This is a genomic window from Pseudomonas poae (assembly GCF_001439785.1).
Taxonomy (GTDB): Bacteria; Pseudomonadota; Gammaproteobacteria; order Pseudomonadales; family Pseudomonadaceae; genus Aquipseudomonas; species Aquipseudomonas poae.
On the sequence record NZ_JYLI01000004.1, the window covers coordinates 290109 to 308316 of the forward strand.

General features: G+C 61.7%; 18 protein-coding genes. 9 read left to right on the top strand and 9 right to left on the bottom strand.

What is annotated here, in order from left to right:
* Nucleotides 1-83 precede the first annotated feature (83 nt).
* From amaA to TU75_RS06730, 7 genes are all read left to right on the top strand, one after another.
* Nucleotides 84-1367, top strand: a complete 1284-nt coding sequence (gene amaA, locus TU75_RS06700) for an L-pipecolate oxidase (protein WP_060548501.1) — start codon at nt 84-86, stop codon at nt 1365-1367.
* 374 nt (nt 1368-1741) lie between these two features.
* Nucleotides 1742-2878, top strand: coding sequence for a branched-chain amino acid ABC transporter substrate-binding protein (locus tag TU75_RS06705; RefSeq protein WP_003236187.1), 1137 nt, complete (start codon nt 1742-1744; stop codon nt 2876-2878).
* 141 nt (nt 2879-3019) lie between these two features.
* Complete coding sequence (locus TU75_RS06710) at nt 3020-3934, top strand: ABC transporter permease subunit (protein WP_003236186.1); 915 nt, start codon at nt 3020-3022, stop codon at nt 3932-3934.
* A gap of 2 nt (nt 3935-3936) precedes the next feature.
* On the top strand, nt 3937-5214 hold the full coding sequence (gene livM / locus TU75_RS06715; protein ID WP_003236184.1) for a high-affinity branched-chain amino acid ABC transporter permease LivM: 1278 nt from the start codon (nt 3937-3939) through the stop codon (nt 5212-5214).
* Nucleotides 5211-6086 (top strand): ABC transporter ATP-binding protein, encoded by an 876-nt coding sequence (locus TU75_RS06720; RefSeq protein WP_003236182.1) that lies wholly within the window; start codon nt 5211-5213, stop codon nt 6084-6086. Before livM ends, TU75_RS06720 begins: the two co-directional genes overlap by 4 nt.
* A complete protein-coding gene (locus tag TU75_RS06725; RefSeq protein WP_060548502.1) occupies nt 6083-6799 on the top strand; it encodes an ABC transporter ATP-binding protein in 717 nt (238 codons plus the stop codon). The genes TU75_RS06720 and TU75_RS06725 overlap by 4 nt, the downstream gene beginning before the upstream one ends.
* Nucleotides 6800-7493: 694 nt before the next feature.
* Nucleotides 7494-8258, top strand: a complete 765-nt coding sequence (locus TU75_RS06730; RefSeq protein ID WP_003236177.1) for an SDR family oxidoreductase — start codon at nt 7494-7496, stop codon at nt 8256-8258.
* A gap of 82 nt (nt 8259-8340) precedes the next feature.
* Here TU75_RS06730 and TU75_RS06735 read toward each other — a convergent pair whose 3' ends face one another.
* The 7 genes from TU75_RS06735 to TU75_RS06765 all read right to left on the bottom strand — a co-directional run bounded on the left by TU75_RS06735 (nt 8341) and on the right by TU75_RS06765 (nt 13404).
* Nucleotides 8341-9450: an AGE family epimerase/isomerase gene (locus TU75_RS06735; RefSeq protein WP_015373645.1), complete on the bottom strand. Its 1110-nt coding sequence runs from the start codon at nt 9448-9450 to the stop codon at nt 8341-8343.
* A 171-nt stretch (nt 9451-9621) separates the two neighbouring features.
* Complete coding sequence (locus tag TU75_RS06740) at nt 9622-10194, bottom strand: HupE/UreJ family protein (protein WP_003236174.1); 573 nt, start codon at nt 10192-10194, stop codon at nt 9622-9624.
* Between the two features lie 23 nt (nt 10195-10217).
* Nucleotides 10218-10832 (bottom strand): urease accessory protein UreG, encoded by a 615-nt coding sequence (gene ureG / locus TU75_RS06745; RefSeq protein WP_003236172.1) that lies wholly within the window; start codon nt 10830-10832, stop codon nt 10218-10220.
* Between the two features lie 23 nt (nt 10833-10855).
* Complete coding sequence (locus TU75_RS06750; protein ID WP_060548503.1) at nt 10856-11530, bottom strand: urease accessory protein UreF; 675 nt, start codon at nt 11528-11530, stop codon at nt 10856-10858.
* Nucleotides 11527-12027 (bottom strand): urease accessory protein UreE, encoded by a 501-nt coding sequence (ureE, locus tag TU75_RS06755; RefSeq protein ID WP_060548504.1) that lies wholly within the window; start codon nt 12025-12027, stop codon nt 11527-11529. The genes TU75_RS06750 and ureE overlap by 4 nt, the downstream gene beginning before the upstream one ends.
* A 191-nt stretch (nt 12028-12218) precedes the next feature.
* Nucleotides 12219-12851 (bottom strand): TetR family transcriptional regulator, encoded by a 633-nt coding sequence (locus tag TU75_RS06760; protein WP_003236166.1) that lies wholly within the window; start codon nt 12849-12851, stop codon nt 12219-12221.
* A 184-nt stretch (nt 12852-13035) separates the two neighbouring features.
* Nucleotides 13036-13404: a hypothetical protein gene (locus TU75_RS06765; protein ID WP_060548505.1), complete on the bottom strand. Its 369-nt coding sequence runs from the start codon at nt 13402-13404 to the stop codon at nt 13036-13038.
* A 345-nt stretch (nt 13405-13749) separates the two neighbouring features.
* Here TU75_RS06765 and TU75_RS06770 point away from each other — a divergent pair, with 345 nt between their 5' ends.
* On the top strand, nt 13750-15816 hold the full coding sequence (locus TU75_RS06770; RefSeq protein WP_060548506.1) for an AsmA family protein: 2067 nt from the start codon (nt 13750-13752) through the stop codon (nt 15814-15816).
* Nucleotides 15817-16170: 354 nt separating this feature from the next.
* Here TU75_RS06770 and TU75_RS06775 read toward each other — a convergent pair whose 3' ends face one another.
* Together TU75_RS06775 and TU75_RS06780 are read right to left on the bottom strand one after the other, a co-directional pair.
* Entirely contained in the window at nt 16171-16701 is a 531-nt protein-coding gene (locus TU75_RS06775) for a ferritin-like domain-containing protein (protein ID WP_060548507.1), read from the bottom strand.
* An 88-nt stretch (nt 16702-16789) separates the two neighbouring features.
* Nucleotides 16790-17704, bottom strand: coding sequence for a DMT family transporter (locus tag TU75_RS06780; RefSeq protein ID WP_060548553.1), 915 nt, complete (start codon nt 17702-17704; stop codon nt 16790-16792).
* A 121-nt stretch (nt 17705-17825) separates the two neighbouring features.
* Here TU75_RS06780 and TU75_RS06785 point away from each other — a divergent pair, with 121 nt between their 5' ends.
* Complete coding sequence (locus tag TU75_RS06785) at nt 17826-18128, top strand: PsiF family protein (RefSeq protein ID WP_060548508.1); 303 nt, start codon at nt 17826-17828, stop codon at nt 18126-18128.
* The last annotated feature ends 80 nt before the right edge of the window (nt 18129-18208 follow it).

The following is an 18208-nucleotide window of genomic DNA, read 5'->3' on the forward strand; positions in this document are numbered from 1 at the left end:
AATGTGGGAGCTGGCAAGCCAGCTCCCACATTTGATTTGCAATGATAAGAATGTTGTTTGTTGGGTCTCATCGGAGTCTGGCAATGGCACTGCGCGAAGCATGTTTGTGGGAACACCTCACTCCTGGCCGGCCGGACCGCGCCGCGCTCAAGGGCGAGGTCAAGGTGGATGTGTGCGTGATCGGCGCCGGCATCACCGGCTTGTCTGCGGCTGTGCACCTGCTCGAACAAGGTAAAAGCGTCGCCGTGCTCGAAGCCCATCGCACCGGCCACGGCGGGTCGGGGCGAAATGTCGGGCTGGTGAATGCGGGCCTGTGGATCCCGCCGGACGAGATCGAAGCCGGTTTCGGCGAAGCGGTGGGCAGCCAGCTCAACCGCATGCTGGGTGCGGCGCCGTCGCTGGTGTTCAGCCTGGTCGACAAATACAGCATCGATTGCCAACTGCGCCGCGAAGGCACCTTGCACATGGCGCACAACGCCCGTGGTGAGGCGGATTTGCGCAGCCGTGAAGAACAGTGGAAGCGCCGTGGTGCACCCGTGGAACTGCTGACCGGCCAGGCATGCGAGCAGGCCACCGGTACCCGCAAAATTTCCGCCGCCCTGCTCGACAAGCGCGCCGGCACCTTGAACCCGATGGCGTACACCACAGGCCTGGCGAATGCCGCGGCCCGCCTGGGCGGGCAGATGTTCGATCATTCCCCGGTGACCCAATTGGAGCGCCAGGGCGCGAACTGGTCGGTGCAGACCGCCCAAGGTTCGGTGCAGGCGGCCCAGGTGGTGATCGCCTCCAATGCCTACACCGAGGGCGAATGGACCGAGTTGCGGCGCAATTTTTTCCCCGGTTACTACTATCAGGTCGCCTCCGCGCCGCTTGCCGATGACGCCGCCCGGCAAATCCTCCCCGGCGGCCAGGGATCATGGGACACCCGCCAGGTGCTCAGCAGTATTCGCCGCGATGCCGATGGCCGCCTGTTGCTCGGCAGCCTGGGCAATGGCAATCAGAAGCCGGGCTGGTTCCTCAAGGCGTGGGCCGATCGAGTGCAGCGGCATTACTTCCCGTACCTCAAACCGGTGCAGTGGGAATACACCTGGACTGGCTGCATTGCGTTTACCCCGGATCACCTGATGCGCCTGTTCGAACCGGCGCCGGGCCTGGTCGCCGTCACCGGCTATAACGGACGCGGCGTCACCACCGCCAGCGTGGTGGGCAAGGCGTTTGCCGATTATCTATGTCAGCAGAATCCCCAAGCCTTGCCGATACCGTTTGCGCCGATGCTGCCCCTGACTGGCGTGGGCGTGCGCAGCTGTCTGTATGAGGCCGGGTTCTCGCTGTATCACGCCGGGCAATGCCTGCGGATCGTGATCTGATCAGCGACATAGCGCGTAAAAGCCTGCCTCTTCCAGGCAGGGTTCCCATCTGTATTGGTGCAAGTCGTAGCAATCGCGCACTGTAAATGTGCAGTTCCGTTACGCCTGTTGTTACAGACGAAGGGGCCTGCTGTTTGCGGTCCGGTTGCAGGTGCCACCGTGTCGGGTTGTACTTTTTTCGCTGGCTGGTTGCACCTCTGCGAGCCAGAGGGTTGCACGTACTGGCAAGCGGCGCCGAAACACCTGCAATAACAATGACACCGTGTCTTTTTGAAGAATAAAAAAGTAATGGCACGCGGCTTGCTCAGAGCTTCCCGTGAAAGGATTGAATGCAAGTCGTCGTGCCTAAAATCAAAAAATACGGAGCACCACTCATGTCTCAGACGTTTTACAAGAAAGGTTTTCTGGCCCTCGCCGTTGCAGCGGCGCTGGGTGTTTCTACGTTTGTTCAAGCTGATGTGAAAATCGGCGTGGCCGGCCCGATGACGGGTGCCAACGCTGCTTTCGGTGAGCAGTACATGAAGGGTGCCCAGGCGGCGGCCGATGTTATCAACAAGGCCGGCGGCATCAATGGCGAAAAAATCGTGCTGGTGGCCGGCGATGATGCGTGCGAGCCCAAACAGGCCGTCGCCGTGGCCAACCGCCTGGCCGACCAGGACAAAGTGATCGGCGTGGTCGGGCACTTCTGCTCCTCCAACACCATCCCGGCATCCGAGGTGTATGACGAGGCCGGCATCATTGCGATCACGCCCGGCTCCACCAACCCGCAGGTCACCGAACGCGGCCTCGGCGCGATGTTCCGCATGTGCGGGCGTGACGACCAGCAGGGCGTTGTCGCCGGCGACTACATCGTCGACGTGCTCAAGGGCAAGAAAGTCGCAGTCATCAACGACAAGGACACCTACGGCAAAGGCCTGGCCGACGCCACCGCTGCCCAGTTGACCAAGCGCGGTGTCAAGCCGGTGCTGGAAGAAGGCCTCACCCGTGGCGAGAAAGACTTCAGCGCCCTGGTCACCAAGATCCGCTCCACCGGCGCCGACGTCGTGTACTTCGGCGGCCTGCACCCGGAAGCCGGTCCTCTGGTACGGCAGATTCGTGAAGCGGGCCTCAAGGACGTCAAGTTCATGTCCGATGACGGCATCGTCACCGACGAACTGGTCGCCACCGCTGGCGGCAAGCAGTACGTGGACGGCGTGTACATGACCTTCGGCGCCGACCCGCGCAAACTGCCCGACAGCAAAACCGTCGTGGAAGAGTTCCAGAAGAGCGGCTATGAGCCGGAAGGCTACACCCTGTACGCCTACGCATCGGTCCAGGCCCTGGCGGCCGGCTTCAATGGCGCCAAGTCCAACAAGGGCGAAGATGCCGCCAAGTGGCTCAAGGCCAACCCGGTACAAACCGTGATGGGCAAGAAGGAATGGGACGGCAAGGGCGACCTCAAAGTCTCCGACTACGTGGTTTACCAGTGGGATAAAGACGGCAAATACCACCAGTTGGAAAAGCAGAAGTAAGCCTGAGCACCACCGTTCCAATGTGGGAGGGGGCAAGCCTCCTCCCACAGGGGACGGGGTTGTTATCGAGATCTGACTTTTCCTCCAGAAGCGCCGCACACCCACCCGGTGTGCAGGTGCTCACCGCGTGAGATTTGCGTTATGGATGGTATTTTCCTGCAGCAACTGGTCAACGGCCTGACCCTCGGGTCGGTCTACGGCCTGATCGCCATCGGCTACACAATGGTCTACGGCATCATTGGCATGATCAACTTCGCCCACGGCGAGGTTTATATGATTTCCGCTTACCTCGCGGCAATCAGTCTGGCACTGCTGGCTTACTTCGGCATCGAATCCTTCCCGCTGCTCATACTCGGCACCCTGATCTTCACCGTGGTTGTCACCGGCGTGTACGGCTGGGTGATCGAACGGGTCGCCTACAAACCGCTGCGCAACTCTACCCGACTGGCCCCGCTGATCAGCGCCATCGGGATTTCGCTGATCCTGCAGAACTACGCGCAGATCGCCCAGGGCGCCAAGCAACAAGGCATCCCGACCCTGCTGGCCGGCGCCTGGCGCGTCGATATCGGCAGCGGGTTCGTGCAACTCACTTACACCAAAGTGTTCATTCTCGTGGCCGCGTTTGCCGGCATGGCCTTGCTCACCTACATCATCAAGTACACCAAGCTGGGCCGCATGTGCCGCGCGACGCAGCAAGACCGCAAGATGGCCTCGATCCTCGGTATCAACACCGACCGCGTGATCTCCTATGTCTTCGTCATCGGTGCCGCCATGGCGGCCTTGGCCGGCGTGCTCATCACCCTCAACTACGGCACCTTCGACTTCTATGCCGGCTTCATCATCGGCATCAAGGCGTTTACCGCAGCGGTACTCGGCGGCATCGGCTCCCTGCCCGGGGCGATGCTGGGCGGGATCATCCTTGGTATCTCCGAGTCGCTGTTCTCGGGGTTGATCAACTCCGACTACAAAGACGTCTTCAGTTTCTCCCTGCTGGTGGTGATTCTGATTTTCCGTCCCCAGGGCCTGCTTGGTCGTCCTCTTGTGGCGAAGGTGTAAACATGTCTGCTGCCAAACCCATCGATATCAAGAAAAGTGTGGTCGATACGGTCCTCGCCGGGCTGATTTCCTTGATCGTGTTCGGTCCGATCGTCGGCGTGGTCCTCGACGGCTACAGCTTCAACCTGGAACCGGCCCGCGTCGGCCTGCTGGTGGCCATCGTGATGGTCGGCCGCTTCGCCATGAGCCTGTTCCTGCAAACCCCCAAGGGCCTGAAGATTCTGCAGGGCTTCGAAAGCAGTGGCTCCGGCGTGCATGTGCTGCCACCGGACTACAAGTCGCGGCTGCGCTGGATCATCCCGGCGCTGATCGTGATCGCCATCGTGTTTCCGATCTTCGCCAACAAGTACCTGCTTACCGTGGTCATCCTCGGGCTGATCTACGTGCTGCTCGGCCTGGGCCTGAACATCGTGGTCGGCCTGGCAGGCCTGCTCGACCTCGGTTACGTGGCGTTCTACGCCATCGGCGCCTACGGCCTGGCGCTGGGTTATCAATACCTCGGCCTGGGCTTCTGGACCGTGTTGCCACTGGCTGCCATCGCGGCGGCATTGGCGGGGTGCATACTCGGGTTTCCGGTGCTGCGAATGCACGGTGACTACCTGGCCATCGTGACCCTGGGCTTCGGTGAAATCATTCGCCTGGTGCTCAACAACTGGTTGTCGTTCACCGGCGGGCCGAACGGTATGCCGGTGCCGTCGCCGACCTTCCTCGGCCTTGAGTTCGGCAGGCGCGCGAAGGATGGCGGGATTCCGTTCCATGAATTTTTCGGCATCGACTACAACCCCAATATCAAATTCCTGTTTATCTACATCGTGCTGTTTCTGGTGGTGCTGGCCGTGCTTTATATCAAGCACCGCCTGACCCGCATGCCGGTCGGCCGCGCGTGGGAGGCCCTGCGTGAAGATGAGATCGCCTGCCGCTCCATGGGCCTGAACCATGTGCTGGTCAAGCTCTCGGCGTTCACCATCGGGGCATCGACAGCCGGTTTGGCCGGGGTGTTTTTTGCCAGCTACCAGGGCTTCGTGAACCCGTCGTCGTTCACCTTCTTCGAGTCGGCGCTGATCCTGGCCATTGTGGTGCTGGGTGGCATGGGCTCGACAGTGGGGGTGGTGATCGCGGCGTTCGTGTTGACCGTGGCGCCTGAACTGCTGCGCAGCTTCTCGGAATACCGCGTGCTGCTGTTTGGCGTGCTGATGGTGGTGATGATGATCTGGCGGCCGCGCGGCTTGATCCGCATCAGCCGAACCGGTGTGACCCCACGTAAAGGAGTGGCGCCATGAGCAAGGAAGTCGTCCTCAGCGTGGAACATTTGATGATGCACTTCGGTGGCATCAAGGCCTTGAGCGATGTGAGCCTCAAGGTCGAACGCAACTCGATCTTCGCCCTGATCGGCCCCAATGGCGCCGGCAAGACCACCGTGTTCAACTGCCTCACCGGCTTCTACAAGGCCAGCGGCGGCAAGATCCAGCTCAACGTGCGTGGCAAGCAGACCAACGTGATCCAGCTGCTGGGCGAACGCTTCCGGGCCACCGACTTCGTGTCGCCCAAGCGCTTTCTCAGCCGCGTGTACTACAAGATGTTTGGCGGCACCCACTTGGTCAACCGCGCAGGCCTGGCCCGGACGTTCCAGAACATTCGCCTGTTCAAGGAAATGTCGGTGCTGGAAAACCTGCTGGTGGCTCAGCACATGTGGGTCAACCGCAACATGCTGGCGGGCATCCTCAACACCAAGGGTTACCGCAAGGCTGAAAGCGATGCACTCGACCACGCCTTTTACTGGCTGGAAGTGGTCGATCTGGTGGACTGCGCCAACCGCCTGGCCGGCGAACTCTCCTATGGCCAGCAGCGCCGCCTGGAGATCGCCCGCGCCATGTGCACCCGGCCGCAGATCATCTGCCTGGACGAACCGGCGGCGGGCCTGAACCCTCAGGAAACCGAAGCCCTCAGCGCGATGATTCGCCTGTTGCGCGACGAGCACGATCTTACGGTGGTGCTGATCGAACATGACATGGGCATGGTGATGAGTATTTCCGACCACATCGTGGTGCTCGACCACGGCAACGTGATCGCTGAAGGCGGGCCGGAGGCGATCCGCAACGACCCGAAAGTGATTGCCGCCTATCTGGGCGCCGACGAAGAGGAGCTGGTATGAGCGGGCCTATCCTCGAAATGAAGGACCTGGATGTGTTCTACGGCCCGATCCAGGCCCTGAAAAAAGTCTCGCTGCACATCAACGAAGGTGAAACCGTGAGCCTGATCGGCTCCAACGGCGCGGGCAAGTCCACGCTGCTGATGTCGATCTTCGGTCAGCCACGGGCAGAGTCCGGGCAGATTCTGTACAACGGCGTCGACATTACCCACAAGTCCTCCCACTACATCGCCTCCAACGGCACCGCGCAGTCGCCGGAAGGGCGGCGGGTGTTCCCCGACATGACCGTCGAGGAAAACCTGCTGATGGGCACCATCCCCATCGGCGACAAGTTCGCGCAGGAAGACATGCAACGCATGTTCGAGCTGTTCCCACGGCTCAAGGAGCGGCGTAACCAGCGTGCCATGACCATGTCGGGCGGCGAGCAGCAAATGCTCGCCATCGCCCGCGCGCTGATGAGCCGGCCCAAGCTGCTGCTGCTGGACGAGCCAAGCCTGGGCCTGGCGCCGATTGTGGTGAAGCAGATCTTCTCCACCCTGCGCGAACTGGCGGCGACCGGCATGACCATCTTTCTGGTGGAGCAGAACGCCAACCACGCGCTGCGCCTGTCGGACCGCGCCTATGTGATGGTCAACGGCGAGATTCGCCTGACGGGCACCGGCAAGGAGTTGCTAGTGAACGAGGACGTGCGCAACGCCTACCTCGGCGGCCATTGATCGCTGTGGGAGGGAGCAAGCTCCCTCCCACATTGATTTTCTGTGTTCCACAAGACCCATTTCGAAATTGTGGAAAACAAATCCAGCCCCCCTCCAAACCGCGACATATAGCCGCCGCAAATCCCTGTTTTGTCACAGTTTTGACTTGTCCCCATCCGCTGTGGAACCGGCTGTGGGTAACGTGGGTGTAGCTGGCTGAAGGCCTTTAATTACGTGGCTTTCAGCGCGGTGGTTGTTTATTGATCAGCGTTTTTTTCGCGGGCTGTCGAGGGGTTTGTCAACCTGTTTAAAGACACAGGTATATGACCAAAACATGTCGGATCAGCCTGTGGATAAGTCTGTGACTAAACTCTGGAAAGACTGCCGTAGGGGGCGGATTAACTGGCCTGGAGCCATCGTTCGGATTTTTCCTCTTCACCCGGCCTACATACGACCCGGCCCAGGTCAAGCAAAAAACTTTGCAAAACCGCCTGCGGGCCTTGTGTACAGCGGCCTGAAGCCATTTCGACTTGCCCCCAAAGACTGTGGGCGCAGTTGTGGATAACCTGCGCGCACATGGCTGCAAGCCACGGTTCACAAGGTGTTGAGTCAGGCGATCAAAAAATGATCAGCAGGTGTGCCTGACGGTTGCCGCAAGCGCCGCGTACGGGCATTCTGCTGGCAACTTTTTTCCGATGTCCGCAAGGAGAACACCATGTCCGACACGTTGTTTATTACTGGCGCCACCTCAGGTTTCGGCGAAGCCTGCGCCCGTCGTTTTGCTGAGGCCGGCTGGAAACTGGTGCTCACCGGTCGCCGCGCCGAACGCTTGAATGCGCTGGTCGAAGAGCTTTCCAAACAGACCGAAGTGCACGGCCTGGTGGTGGATGTGCGTGACCGCAAGGGCATGGAAGAGGCGATCGCCCAGCTGCCGCCATCGTTCGCCACCCTGCGCGGGCTGATCAACAATGCCGGACTGGCGGTGGGCACCGACCCTGCGCCCAAGTGCAGCCTCGACGATTGGGAGACCATGGTCGACACCAACATCAAGGGCCTGCTGACCACGACCAACCTGCTGCTGCCGCGCCTGATCGCCCACGGGCGGGGCGCGGGCATCGTCAACCTGGGCTCCATCGCCGGTAACTACCCGTATCCGGGCAGCCACGTGTATGGCGCCTCCAAGGCATTCGTGAAGCAGTTCTCGCTGAACCTGCGTTGCGACCTGCAAGGCACCGGCGTGCGCGTGACCAACATTGAGCCGGGCTTGTGTGAGAGTGAGTTTTCGCTGGTGCGCTTTGGCGGCGATCAGGCGCGCTATGACGCCACCTACGCGGGCGCCGAGCCTATCCAGCCGCAGGATATTGCCGACACCATCTTCTGGGTGATGAACACTCCGGCGCACGTGAACATCAACCGGTTGGAACTGATGCCGGTGAGCCAGACGTGGGCAGGGTTTGCGATCGAGCGTGGTGCCAAGTAAGACTGCGTTGCCTGCATCGGGAGCAAGCCCCCTCCCACATTGGAATGTGGGAGGGGGCTTGCTCCCGATGGGGCCCTGAAGGTCAGCCCAACTGCCTGACCAACCCCTGATAACACGTCGCCAGGTGATAAGGCGTGGTCGAAGGCATATCCCGTCGGCTCACTGCCCCTTGCGCATCCAGGCATTCATGCCAGCCCTTGCGATGCAAAAAATGCTGCGCCAGCGCCTGCAACTGGCGCTGCACCCGCGCCTCGTTTCCCGGGCGCAAGGTCAGTGCGCGCAGGTATTCAGCCTGGGCCCAGATACGCTGAGTGCCGTCACGCACATGACCGTCAAGGTCGAGCATGCCGCTCACGGCACCGCTTACGTTATCCACACCCTTTTCTTCGGCGTAGGCAAACGCGCGGCTGAGTGACGCATGCAGCGGCGTGCCGCGCAGCACTGCGGATGAGTCGAGCAGGAAGAACCATTCGAACTGGTGGCCCGGCTCGAACCAGTTATCCACAGCGCCCAGCGGTTTTTCCAGCATCACGCCGTGCCCGGGGTCGATGAAACGCTGCTGCATGGCCGTCGCCAGGTTCAGCAGGGCGGTTTGCACGTCGGTGTCTTCACGTACCGCCAAGGTGGCGAGGAACGCTTCGGCCAAGTGCATCAATGGGTTTTGCAGCGGGCCGGACGAGAGCGACGACCAGTCGCGGTCCAGCACTGCGTCGTACAGACCGTCGCCGCTGGCGAAGCGCTGGGCAACCACTTCGAGCGCGGCATTGAGGACCGACGCCACCAGCGGCTCGCGCACCTTGGCCCAGTAATGGGCGCAGGCGAAGATGATGAACGCGTGGGTGTAGAGGTCTTTGCGCGTATCCAGCGGTTGGCCCGCGGGGTCGATGCTGTAGAACCAGCCGCCGTGCTCGGCGTCATGGAAGTGCTGTTGCAGGGAGCGGAACAGCGCGGCCGCGCGCGCGTGCGCAAAGTCGGTGTCGGGCTCGCCGATCAGGCTGGCAAACAGGTACAGCTGACGGGCGCAGGCCATGGCGCGGTAGCGTTGGGGTGGCAAGGGATGGTGATCAGCGTCGAGTGCCTCGTAGGGCAGCGCCAGCTCGGCATTCCAGCCCGGGCCTTGCCAGAGCGGCACGATCAGGTCACGGAAATGGGTGAGTACGGTATTCAAAAACGGTTGGGAAGCGCTGGGCATCGGCTGGCGTCGTCACGGCAGGGGCGTAGGCGCGCATGGTAGCAGGCTTGGGTGCGGTGGTGTCTGCGCCACCGTTATCGCGGACAAGCCCGCTCCCACATTTTTGAATGACGAATCCGCTCAAATGTGGGAGCTGGCTTGCCTGCGATGGGCCCGGCACAGGTGCCGAAATCAGCCCGCGAGCAACCACACGCCAGTCGCCGCCGAAGCTGCCCCAGCCACCCGCACCAACGGTGCCGCCGCTGCCGGCAACACACGCACCACGGCATAGCCGGCCGCGTGCAACAGGGCCGTCGCACCGACAAACCCCGCCGCGTACGCCCATGGGCTGGACATCGCCGGCAGCTCCAGGCCATGCGCCACGCCATGAAACAGCGCAAACAACGCTGTCGCACCCACCGCCACAAACAGCGGCGGACGCACCGCCAGCGCCACCGCCAGGCCCAGCGCCAGCACCGATGCGGCAATGCCGCTTTCCAGCGCTGGCAATGCCAGGCCTTCAAACCCCAGCACGCCGCCGATCAGCATGGTGCCGACGAAGGTGCAGGGCAGCGCCCAGCGCGCCGCGCCTTTTTGCTGGGCGGCCCACAGGCCCACGGCGAGCATCGCCAGCAGATGGTCGATACCGCCCAGGGGGTGGCTGATGCCGGCCACCAGGCCGTTATCGCCATGGCCCGGATGGGCGAAGGCCAAGGCAGGGGCCAGCAGCAGCGCAGCGGCGGCGAACAGTTTGTTGAGGCTCATAAACAGGCTCCGTAATGGGTTGATCAGGCGGCGGTCAGCAGGCCCTGGCGTTCGATGAAGGCGACGATTTCGTCCAGGCCGACGCCGGTTTTCTGGTTGCTGAACACAAAAGGTTTACCGTTGCGCATGCGCTGGGTGTCGCTGTTCATCAGTTCCAGCGAGGCGCCCACCAGCGGCGCCAGGTCGATCTTGTTGATCACCAGCAGGTCGGATTTGCAAATACCGGGCCCGCCCTTGCGCGGCAGCTTGTCGCCGGCCGACACATCGATCACGTAGATAGTCAGGTCTGACAGTTCCGGGCTGAAGGTGGCCGACAGGTTATCGCCGCCGGACTCCACCAGGATCAGGTCCAGGCCGGGAAAGCGCCGGTTGAGCTGGTCGACCGCTTCGAGGTTGATCGAGGCGTCCTCGCGGATCGCCGTGTGCGGGCAGCCGCCGGTTTCCACGCCGATGATGCGCTCCGGCGCCAGGGCTTGGTTGCGCACCAGAAAGTCGGCGTCTTCGCGGGTATAGATGTCATTGGTGACCACGGCCAGGTTGTAGCGATCGCGCAGCGCCAGGCACAGGGCCAGGGTGAGGGCAGTCTTGCCGGAGCCCACCGGGCCGCCGATGCCGACACGCAGGGGTTGTGAGTTCATGTGCTTCTCCACATCAAGGGAATCTAGGAACGGAACAGGCGGCTGTATTGGCGCTCGTGGGCCATGCATGCCAGAGACAGGCCGAACGCGGCGCTGCCCAGTGAGTGGGGGTCGATGCGCGCGGCGTCCTGCTGGGCCTGCTGCAGCAGTGGCAGCAGTTCACTGGTCAGGCGCTGCGCGGCTTGCTGGCCCAGGGGCAGGGTTTTCATCAGCACCGCCAGCTGGTTTTCCAGCCAGCTCCACAGCCAGGCGGCAAGGGCGTCGTCGGCGCTGATGTGCCAGGCGCGCGCGGCCAGCGCCCAGCCCAGGGCCAGGTGAGGTTCAGTGCGTTGCGCCAGAAAATCCCGTGCCGCGTCGTCCAGCTCGGGCAAGCCATTGAGCAGTTGTTGCAGCGAGTAGCCCATCTGCCGGCTCTCCTGGTACAGCTCGCGGGTTTCACGGCTGGCGCGGTGCTCTTCGCACAGCTGCGCCAGTTGCGACCAGTCATCCACGGCGGCGGCGCGGCAGTGGGCGAGCAGCAGTGGCGCCTCGAAGCGCGCCAGGTTGAGCAACAACTGGTCGCTGATCCAGCGGCGAGCGCTGGCGGCATCCGGCACGCGGCCGTTGTCCACGGCCATTTCCAGGCCTTGGGAGTAGCTGTAGCCGCCAATCGGCAATTGCGGACTGGCCAGGCGCAGCAATGCCCAGGCTGGATTCATGTACGCACGCCGAATTGATGCAGCTTGGGCGGGTAGTTGAAGTCTTCATCGCCATGGCGCGAGTGATGATGGCCGCCTCCGTACGCCCCGTGTTCGGGCTGGAACGGCGCCTCGATGGTGTCGGCCTGCGCGCCCAATTGTTCGAGCATGGCCTTGAGCACGTAGTCATCGAGCAGGCGCAACCAGCCATCGCCGACTTGCAGGGCCACGTGGCGGTTGCCCAGGTGATAGGCGGCGCGGGTCAGTTCAAATGCGCTGCTGCAGGTGACGTGCAGCAGTTGTTCAGGCCGTGCACACACGCGCACCACCCGGCCGTCTTCAGCCTGCAAGCATTCGCCGTCATGCAGCGGCGGCTGGCCACGCTCCAGAAACAGGCCGACGTCTTCGCCGTCGGCACTGAAACAGCGCAGGCGGCTTTTGCTGCGGGCTTCGAAGTTGAGCAGCAGCTCGGCGGCCCATTGGGCCTGGGGGGCGATTCGGCGGTGGATCACCAGCATCAGAGGGCTTCCAGCTATGAGCGATAACGGAGCTAGAGCAAGGGGCTTGCCAACGTGGGGCAGGTTGTAGGAATTGCCTGTCGGCGCGCGGCGCTGTGCCTCCGAATAGGGCGGCAGCTTATTCGGGGCGTGACTCACGATGGTGCGCTGCATGCGCTACGGCACTGGATGAGGGCGTTTTGCCTGGCGGCTTATTCGGTGCTGCCCAGGCCTTGCCAATGCTTGAGGCCAATGAAGATAAAGCGCAATTGCTGAGTGATTTTCGCCTGGGGCGTGAGGTGTTCAGGCAGGGCGTGGGCGGGTGGATCGATGATATCGGGCAGGGTGGCGAACACGCTCTTGACGATCAGGTCGGCCATCACATGCAAACCGTCGGCTTGCAGGTGCGCCAGCTTGGGCATGCGCGTGAGGTCGGCGGCGAGGTCACGGGTGATGTCTTCACGCAGGGCGCCGATGGCCTGGCGCACGGCGAGGCAGCCGCCGTATTGCTCACGGGCCAGGAACAGGAATTGCGAACGGTTGGCCGACACCACATCGAGAAAGATCCGCACCGAGGCATCGATGATGCCGCCCATCACGAATTCATTGTGGCGTACCAGGCGAATGGTGGCGCGAAAGGTCTGGCCGACCTCGCTGACCAGCACGAGCCCGAGCTGATCCATATCGGCAAAATGCCGGTAGAAACCTGTGGGCACGATCCCGGCCGTCTTCGCCACTTCACGCAGGCTCAGGCTGCCGAACCCACGGCCGCACTCCATCAGGTGGCGGGCTGCGTCCATCAGGGCGAGGCGGGTCTGTTGCTTCTGTTCGGCACGGGGCAGCATGGGCGGGTGAGCTTTGTCGGCAAGTACAGCGACGCACTCTAGCAAAAGCGCTTTGCTGGCGTCGAACTTGGCGGCGTGGAGCGAGGGGGATGCATTAAATTCAGGGAGGGGGCAGCGTCAGCGACCCTGGCGAGCAGGCTCGCTCCTGCGGATGCCGGAGCGAGCTGTCTGGGCCACCACAGGCTCAGCTCTGTGCTTGATGCAGTTCTTGCAGGCGATCGGCACCACCTTCGGCAACACCTTCAGTGTAGGCGCGCTCGTTGGCTTGCTCGGCGCCGCCTTCAACTAGGCCTTTTTCTTCCAGGCGGTGACGGCCGTTTTCGCTCAGGCCTTCGGTGTAGGCGCGTTTGTTGGCTTGCTCCGAACCGTTTTCAGCAACGCCTTTGGCGTAGTCGCGGTTCTCGTCTTCCTGCGAGCCGCTACGGGCCAGCGTCTGGCTCGACTGAGCGGCCTGGGCATGGTTTTGTGGGATAGTCTGTTCGGCGGCTGGCAGGGCAAAGGCACTGGAAGCGAGGACAGACAGCAGAACGGTAGCGAGTACTTGGCGTTTCATGATGGTTGCTCCTTGGGAGGGCGATAAAGTGGGTACAGGACTCATGCTACTCTCGATATATCGATATAAAAGTTCATAAACGCAATGGTAATAATCAACGCAATTGATGGTTCTGGCGGAAGGCTCTAGAGCGGGCCTCTCAAGCACGCGGTTTTGCACCCAAGTGGGTATTTTCGACACAATGGCGGGTAGCAATGGTGCAGGCGAGCAAACAAAATCTGTCGATCCGGTCAGGTAAAGAGCGTTCTGCGGTTAAATCAATCAACGGGTTAAACCCCGCTGCGGTTTGCCAGTCGTACCCTTATGAGCTGTATTCCAGCTATTCGTGTTCAGGAGTTCTGTGCAATGACGCGCACTCGTAAAATCGTCGCCTGGTGCTGCGCCAGCGTCGTCGTGTTAATCGCCGTGGTTGTGGTGTTCCTGGTGTTTTTCGACTGGAACCGCATCAAGCCGCCGCTCAATGCCAAAGTCTCCGAAGAACTGCATCGCCCGTTCGCCATCAATGGCAACCTCGCCGTGGTGTGGCAGCGCGAACCCGAGGAAGGCGGCTGGCGCGCCTGGGTGCCGTGGCCCCATGTGATCGCCGAAGACCTGACCCTGGGCAACCCGGACTGGTCGAAACAGCCGCAGATGGTCACGTTGAAAAAGGTCGAGCTGCGCATCTCGCCCCTGGCCCTGCTCGCGCAGCGCGTGGCGATCCCGCGTATCGACCTCACCGAACCGAGTGCCCAGCTGCAGCGCCTGGCCGATGGCCGCGCCAACTGGACGTTCACGTTCGACCCCAAGGACCCGGACGCCGAGCCGTCCAACTGGGTGGTCGACATCGGCGCCATCAAGTTCGACAAGGGTCATGTGACCCTCGACGACCAAACCCTCAAGACCCAGCTCGATGTGATCATCGACCCGCTGGGCCAACCTATTCCCTTTGCCGAAATCGTTGGCGATGCCGATGCCAAAAAAGCCCTGGAAAAAGGCTCCTCGCCGCAGGATTACGCGTTCGGGCTCAAGGTCAAAGGCCAATACCATGGGCAGACACTCGATGGTAACGGCAAGATCGGCGGCCTGCTGGCCCTGCAGGACGCGGCCAAACCGTTTCCACTGCAAGCCCAGGTCAAGATTGGCGACACCCGTATCGCCGTGGCCGGCACCCTGACCGACCCGCTCAACCTCGGCGCCCTGGACCTGCGCCTCAAACTCGCCGGCGCGAGCCTGGGCAACCTCTATCCGCTCACCGGCGTGACCTTGCCGGATTCGCCGGCCTATTCCACCGACGGCCACCTGATTGCCAAGCTGCATGAAGCCAGCGGTGCGTCGTTCCGCTATGAAAACTTCAACGGCAAGATCGGCAACAGCGATATCCACGGCGACCTGGCCTACGTCGCCAGCCAGCCACGGCCCAAGCTCAGCGGCACACTGGTGTCCAACCAGTTGCTGATGACCGACCTTGCGCCGCTGATCGGCGCCGACTCCAACGCCAAGCAAAAAGCCCGTGGCGGTGCCAGCAAGCAGCCGGCCACAAGGGTGCTGCCGGTGGAAGAGTTCCGCACCGAACGCTGGCGTGACATGGATGCCGATGTGGAATTTACCGGCAAACGCATCGTGCACAGCGCCGATCTGCCCTTCACCGATCTTTACACCCATGTGGTGCTCAACGACGGTGAACTGAGCCTGGAACCGCTGCGTTTCGGCGTGGCTGGCGGCAAACTGAATGCGCAGATTCGCCTCAACGGTCGCATCACACCGATGGAAGGCAGCGCGAAACTCACCGCGCGCAACTTCAAGCTCAAGCAGTTGTTCCCAACCTTCGAACCGATGAAAACCAGCTTTGGCGAACTCAATGGGGATGCCGACATTACGGGGCGCGGTAACTCCGTCGCGGCTTTGCTCGGCAGTTCCAACGGTGACTTGAAGATGTTGATCAACGACGGCGCGATCAGCCGTGGGCTGATGGAGATCGCCGGGCTTAATGTGGGTAACTACGTGGTTGGCCGCCTGTTTGGCGACAAGGAAGTGAAGATCAACTGCGCAGCGGCAGACTTCGGCATCAAGACGGGCCTGGCGACCACCCGACTGTTCGTGTTCGATACCGAGAACGCCATCATCTACATCGATGGCACCGCGAACATGGCCACCGAGCAGCTTGACCTCACGATTACCCCTGAATCCAAAGGCTTTCGCCTGTTCTCACTGCGTTCGCCGCTGTACGTGAATGGGCCGTTCATCAAGCCCAACGCCGGCGTCAAAGCCATCCCGCTGGCCCTGCGTGGCGCCGGCATGGTAGCCCTGGGCGTGATCGCAGGTCCGGCCGCCGGTCTGCTCGCGCTGGTGGCGCCGAGCGGCGGAGAGCCCAACGAGTGCGCACCGTTGCTGCAACAGATGAAGGAAGGCAAGGCGCCCAAGACTGTTAAATAGCTGACTCAACCCACAAGCCAATGTGGGACGGGCAAGCCCCAATGCCGTTCAGTTGAGCGAACGCGATGCTCAAAGCGACGAAGATTTAAGGTGGGAGTGGCGGTGCGACTCGCTCGCTAATGCTCGGTGTTCCCGAACGCAGGCTTTGGAGGATCGAGATCAAGAGCGCGGCGGCCTTATAGCCGACCGGTATTGTGAGCGCGACCAAATGTGGGAGCTGGCTTGCCTGCGAAAGCATGGGTCAGTCAACACCAATGCTTGCTGACCCACCGCTTTCGCGAGCAAGCCCCTCCCACCGTTCAAAAAAAGAGGGGAGCCGTTTGACCGGCTCCCCCCTCGTTTTTGCGTGACGACTTACAGGCTTTCGAGAATGTCCGCCATGTCGTCTGCGTGCTCTTCTTCCTGAGCCAGAATCCCTTCAAACAGACGACGGGTGGTTGGGTCCTTGTCGCCGATGTACTGGATGATCTCGCGGTAGCTGTCCACCGCGATGCGTTCGGCCACCAGGTCTTCGTAGACCATTTCCTTCAGCGAATTACCCGCCACGTACTGAGCGTGGGAGTTTTTCGACAGCAGGTCGGGGTTGAACTCCGGCTCGCCGCCCAGTTGAACGATGCGCTCGGCGAGTTTGTCGGCGTGTTCGGCTTCCTGGGTCGCGTGCTCGAGGAATTCATCGGCAGCTACGGAAGCCTTGATGCCGCTGGCCATGAAGTAGTGACGCTTGTAGCGCAGCACGCACACCAGCTCAGTGGCCAGCGATGCGTTGAGCAAGCGAATGATCTCTTCGCGGTCGGCGTTGTAGCCTTCGGTCACAGCGCCGTTTTCGACGTTCTGGCGGGCGCGACTGCGCAGGGTCGCAACGTCAGTCAAATGTGCTTCGGTCATCTCAATCTCCTGGTGCTAATCCGGTTGTACGCCACGCTCTGTCGGCGTGATCGCTACAGGTTGTGAGTCGCGGCCAGGGCAAAAAGTTTTATTGGATTTTACCGGATGTGTCACAAGGGCCTCGCTGACGGCTCTGTTTCACCGGTGTCGTCCAGCGTTCCGACAGGATCACCCCGCCCAGGGTCAGCAAGCCACCGACCAAGTGATACAGCGCCAGATCTTCTTTGAGCACCAGCGCCGCAATCAGCGCGGTGATCAACGGCAGCAGGTTGAAAAACAGCGTGGTGCGGCTCGGGCCCAAGGTCTTCACCGAATGCATCCACGCCAACGGCGCCAGCATCGATGCCAACAGACACGCGTACAGCACCAGCGGCACATTCGCCCAGCCCAGGCCCGCCTTGGGTGAGAACAGGAACAGCGGAAACAGCACCACCACCGCCACCAGCACCTGCAAATACAGCAACACCAACGGTGGCAGGCGCAGTTGCCATTTTTTCAGCAGGGTGCTGTAGATCGCGTAAGCCAGGGTAGCGACCAGCATCATGCCGTCGCCCAGGTTCACCCCGTGTTGCAACAGCACGCGCAGGCTGCCGGACGACACCACCACGACCACGCCGGCAAACGACAGCACCGCACCGGCCAGCGCACCGTACGTGAGGCGCTGGCCCAGGCTGATGATCGCGGCAGTCAGGGCCATCAAGGGCATCAGCGACAGGATGATGCCCATGTTGGTCGCCGAGGTCAGCGTCGCCGCGTAATAGGCCAGGCTCTGATACACCGCCATGCCCAGCACGCCCAGCACGAAAACCTTGCTCAGGTTCGGGCGGATGACTGACCAGTGGGCAATCACCGGCTTCAGCATGAACGGGGTGAACAGCAGCGCCGCCAGCAACCAGCGGTAAAAGCCGATTTCGGCCGGGAAGATCGCGCCCACGGCCAATTTGTTGATAACGGTGTTGCCGGCCCAGATAAAAATGGCCAGCAGGGGATACGCGTATTGCATGAACATCGCCGTACAGATGGATGGACGAGGATTATCCATCGTCCGCACAGGAAGGTGTAACAGGGTTTGACTACACTCTGCCCAGGCCGTGCCCGTCGGCGCGGTAACCGGGAGAAAATCCATGAAGATGCTGCGTATTCCATTGTTGATGATGGGCCTGCTGATGTGCTCTCAAGGCTTTGCCGCTACCGCCCAGCAAAACAAGATGACCACTTGCAACGCCGAAGCCACCACCAAGACCCTCAAGGGCGACGAGCGCAAAGCCTTCATGAAGACCTGCCTGTCGGCCCCGGCTGCCAACGATGCCAAGACCGTCACGCCGCAACAACAAAAGATGAAGGATTGCAATGCGTCGGCAAAAACCAAGGCGCTGGCCGGCGATGCGCGCAAGGCCTACATGAGCACCTGCCTCAAGGGCAACTGACAGCGCACATCCCCTGTGGGAGCGGGCTTGCTCCCACACTTGATCGCATTCACACCGTCACCTCTCGCTTGATTCCTGGA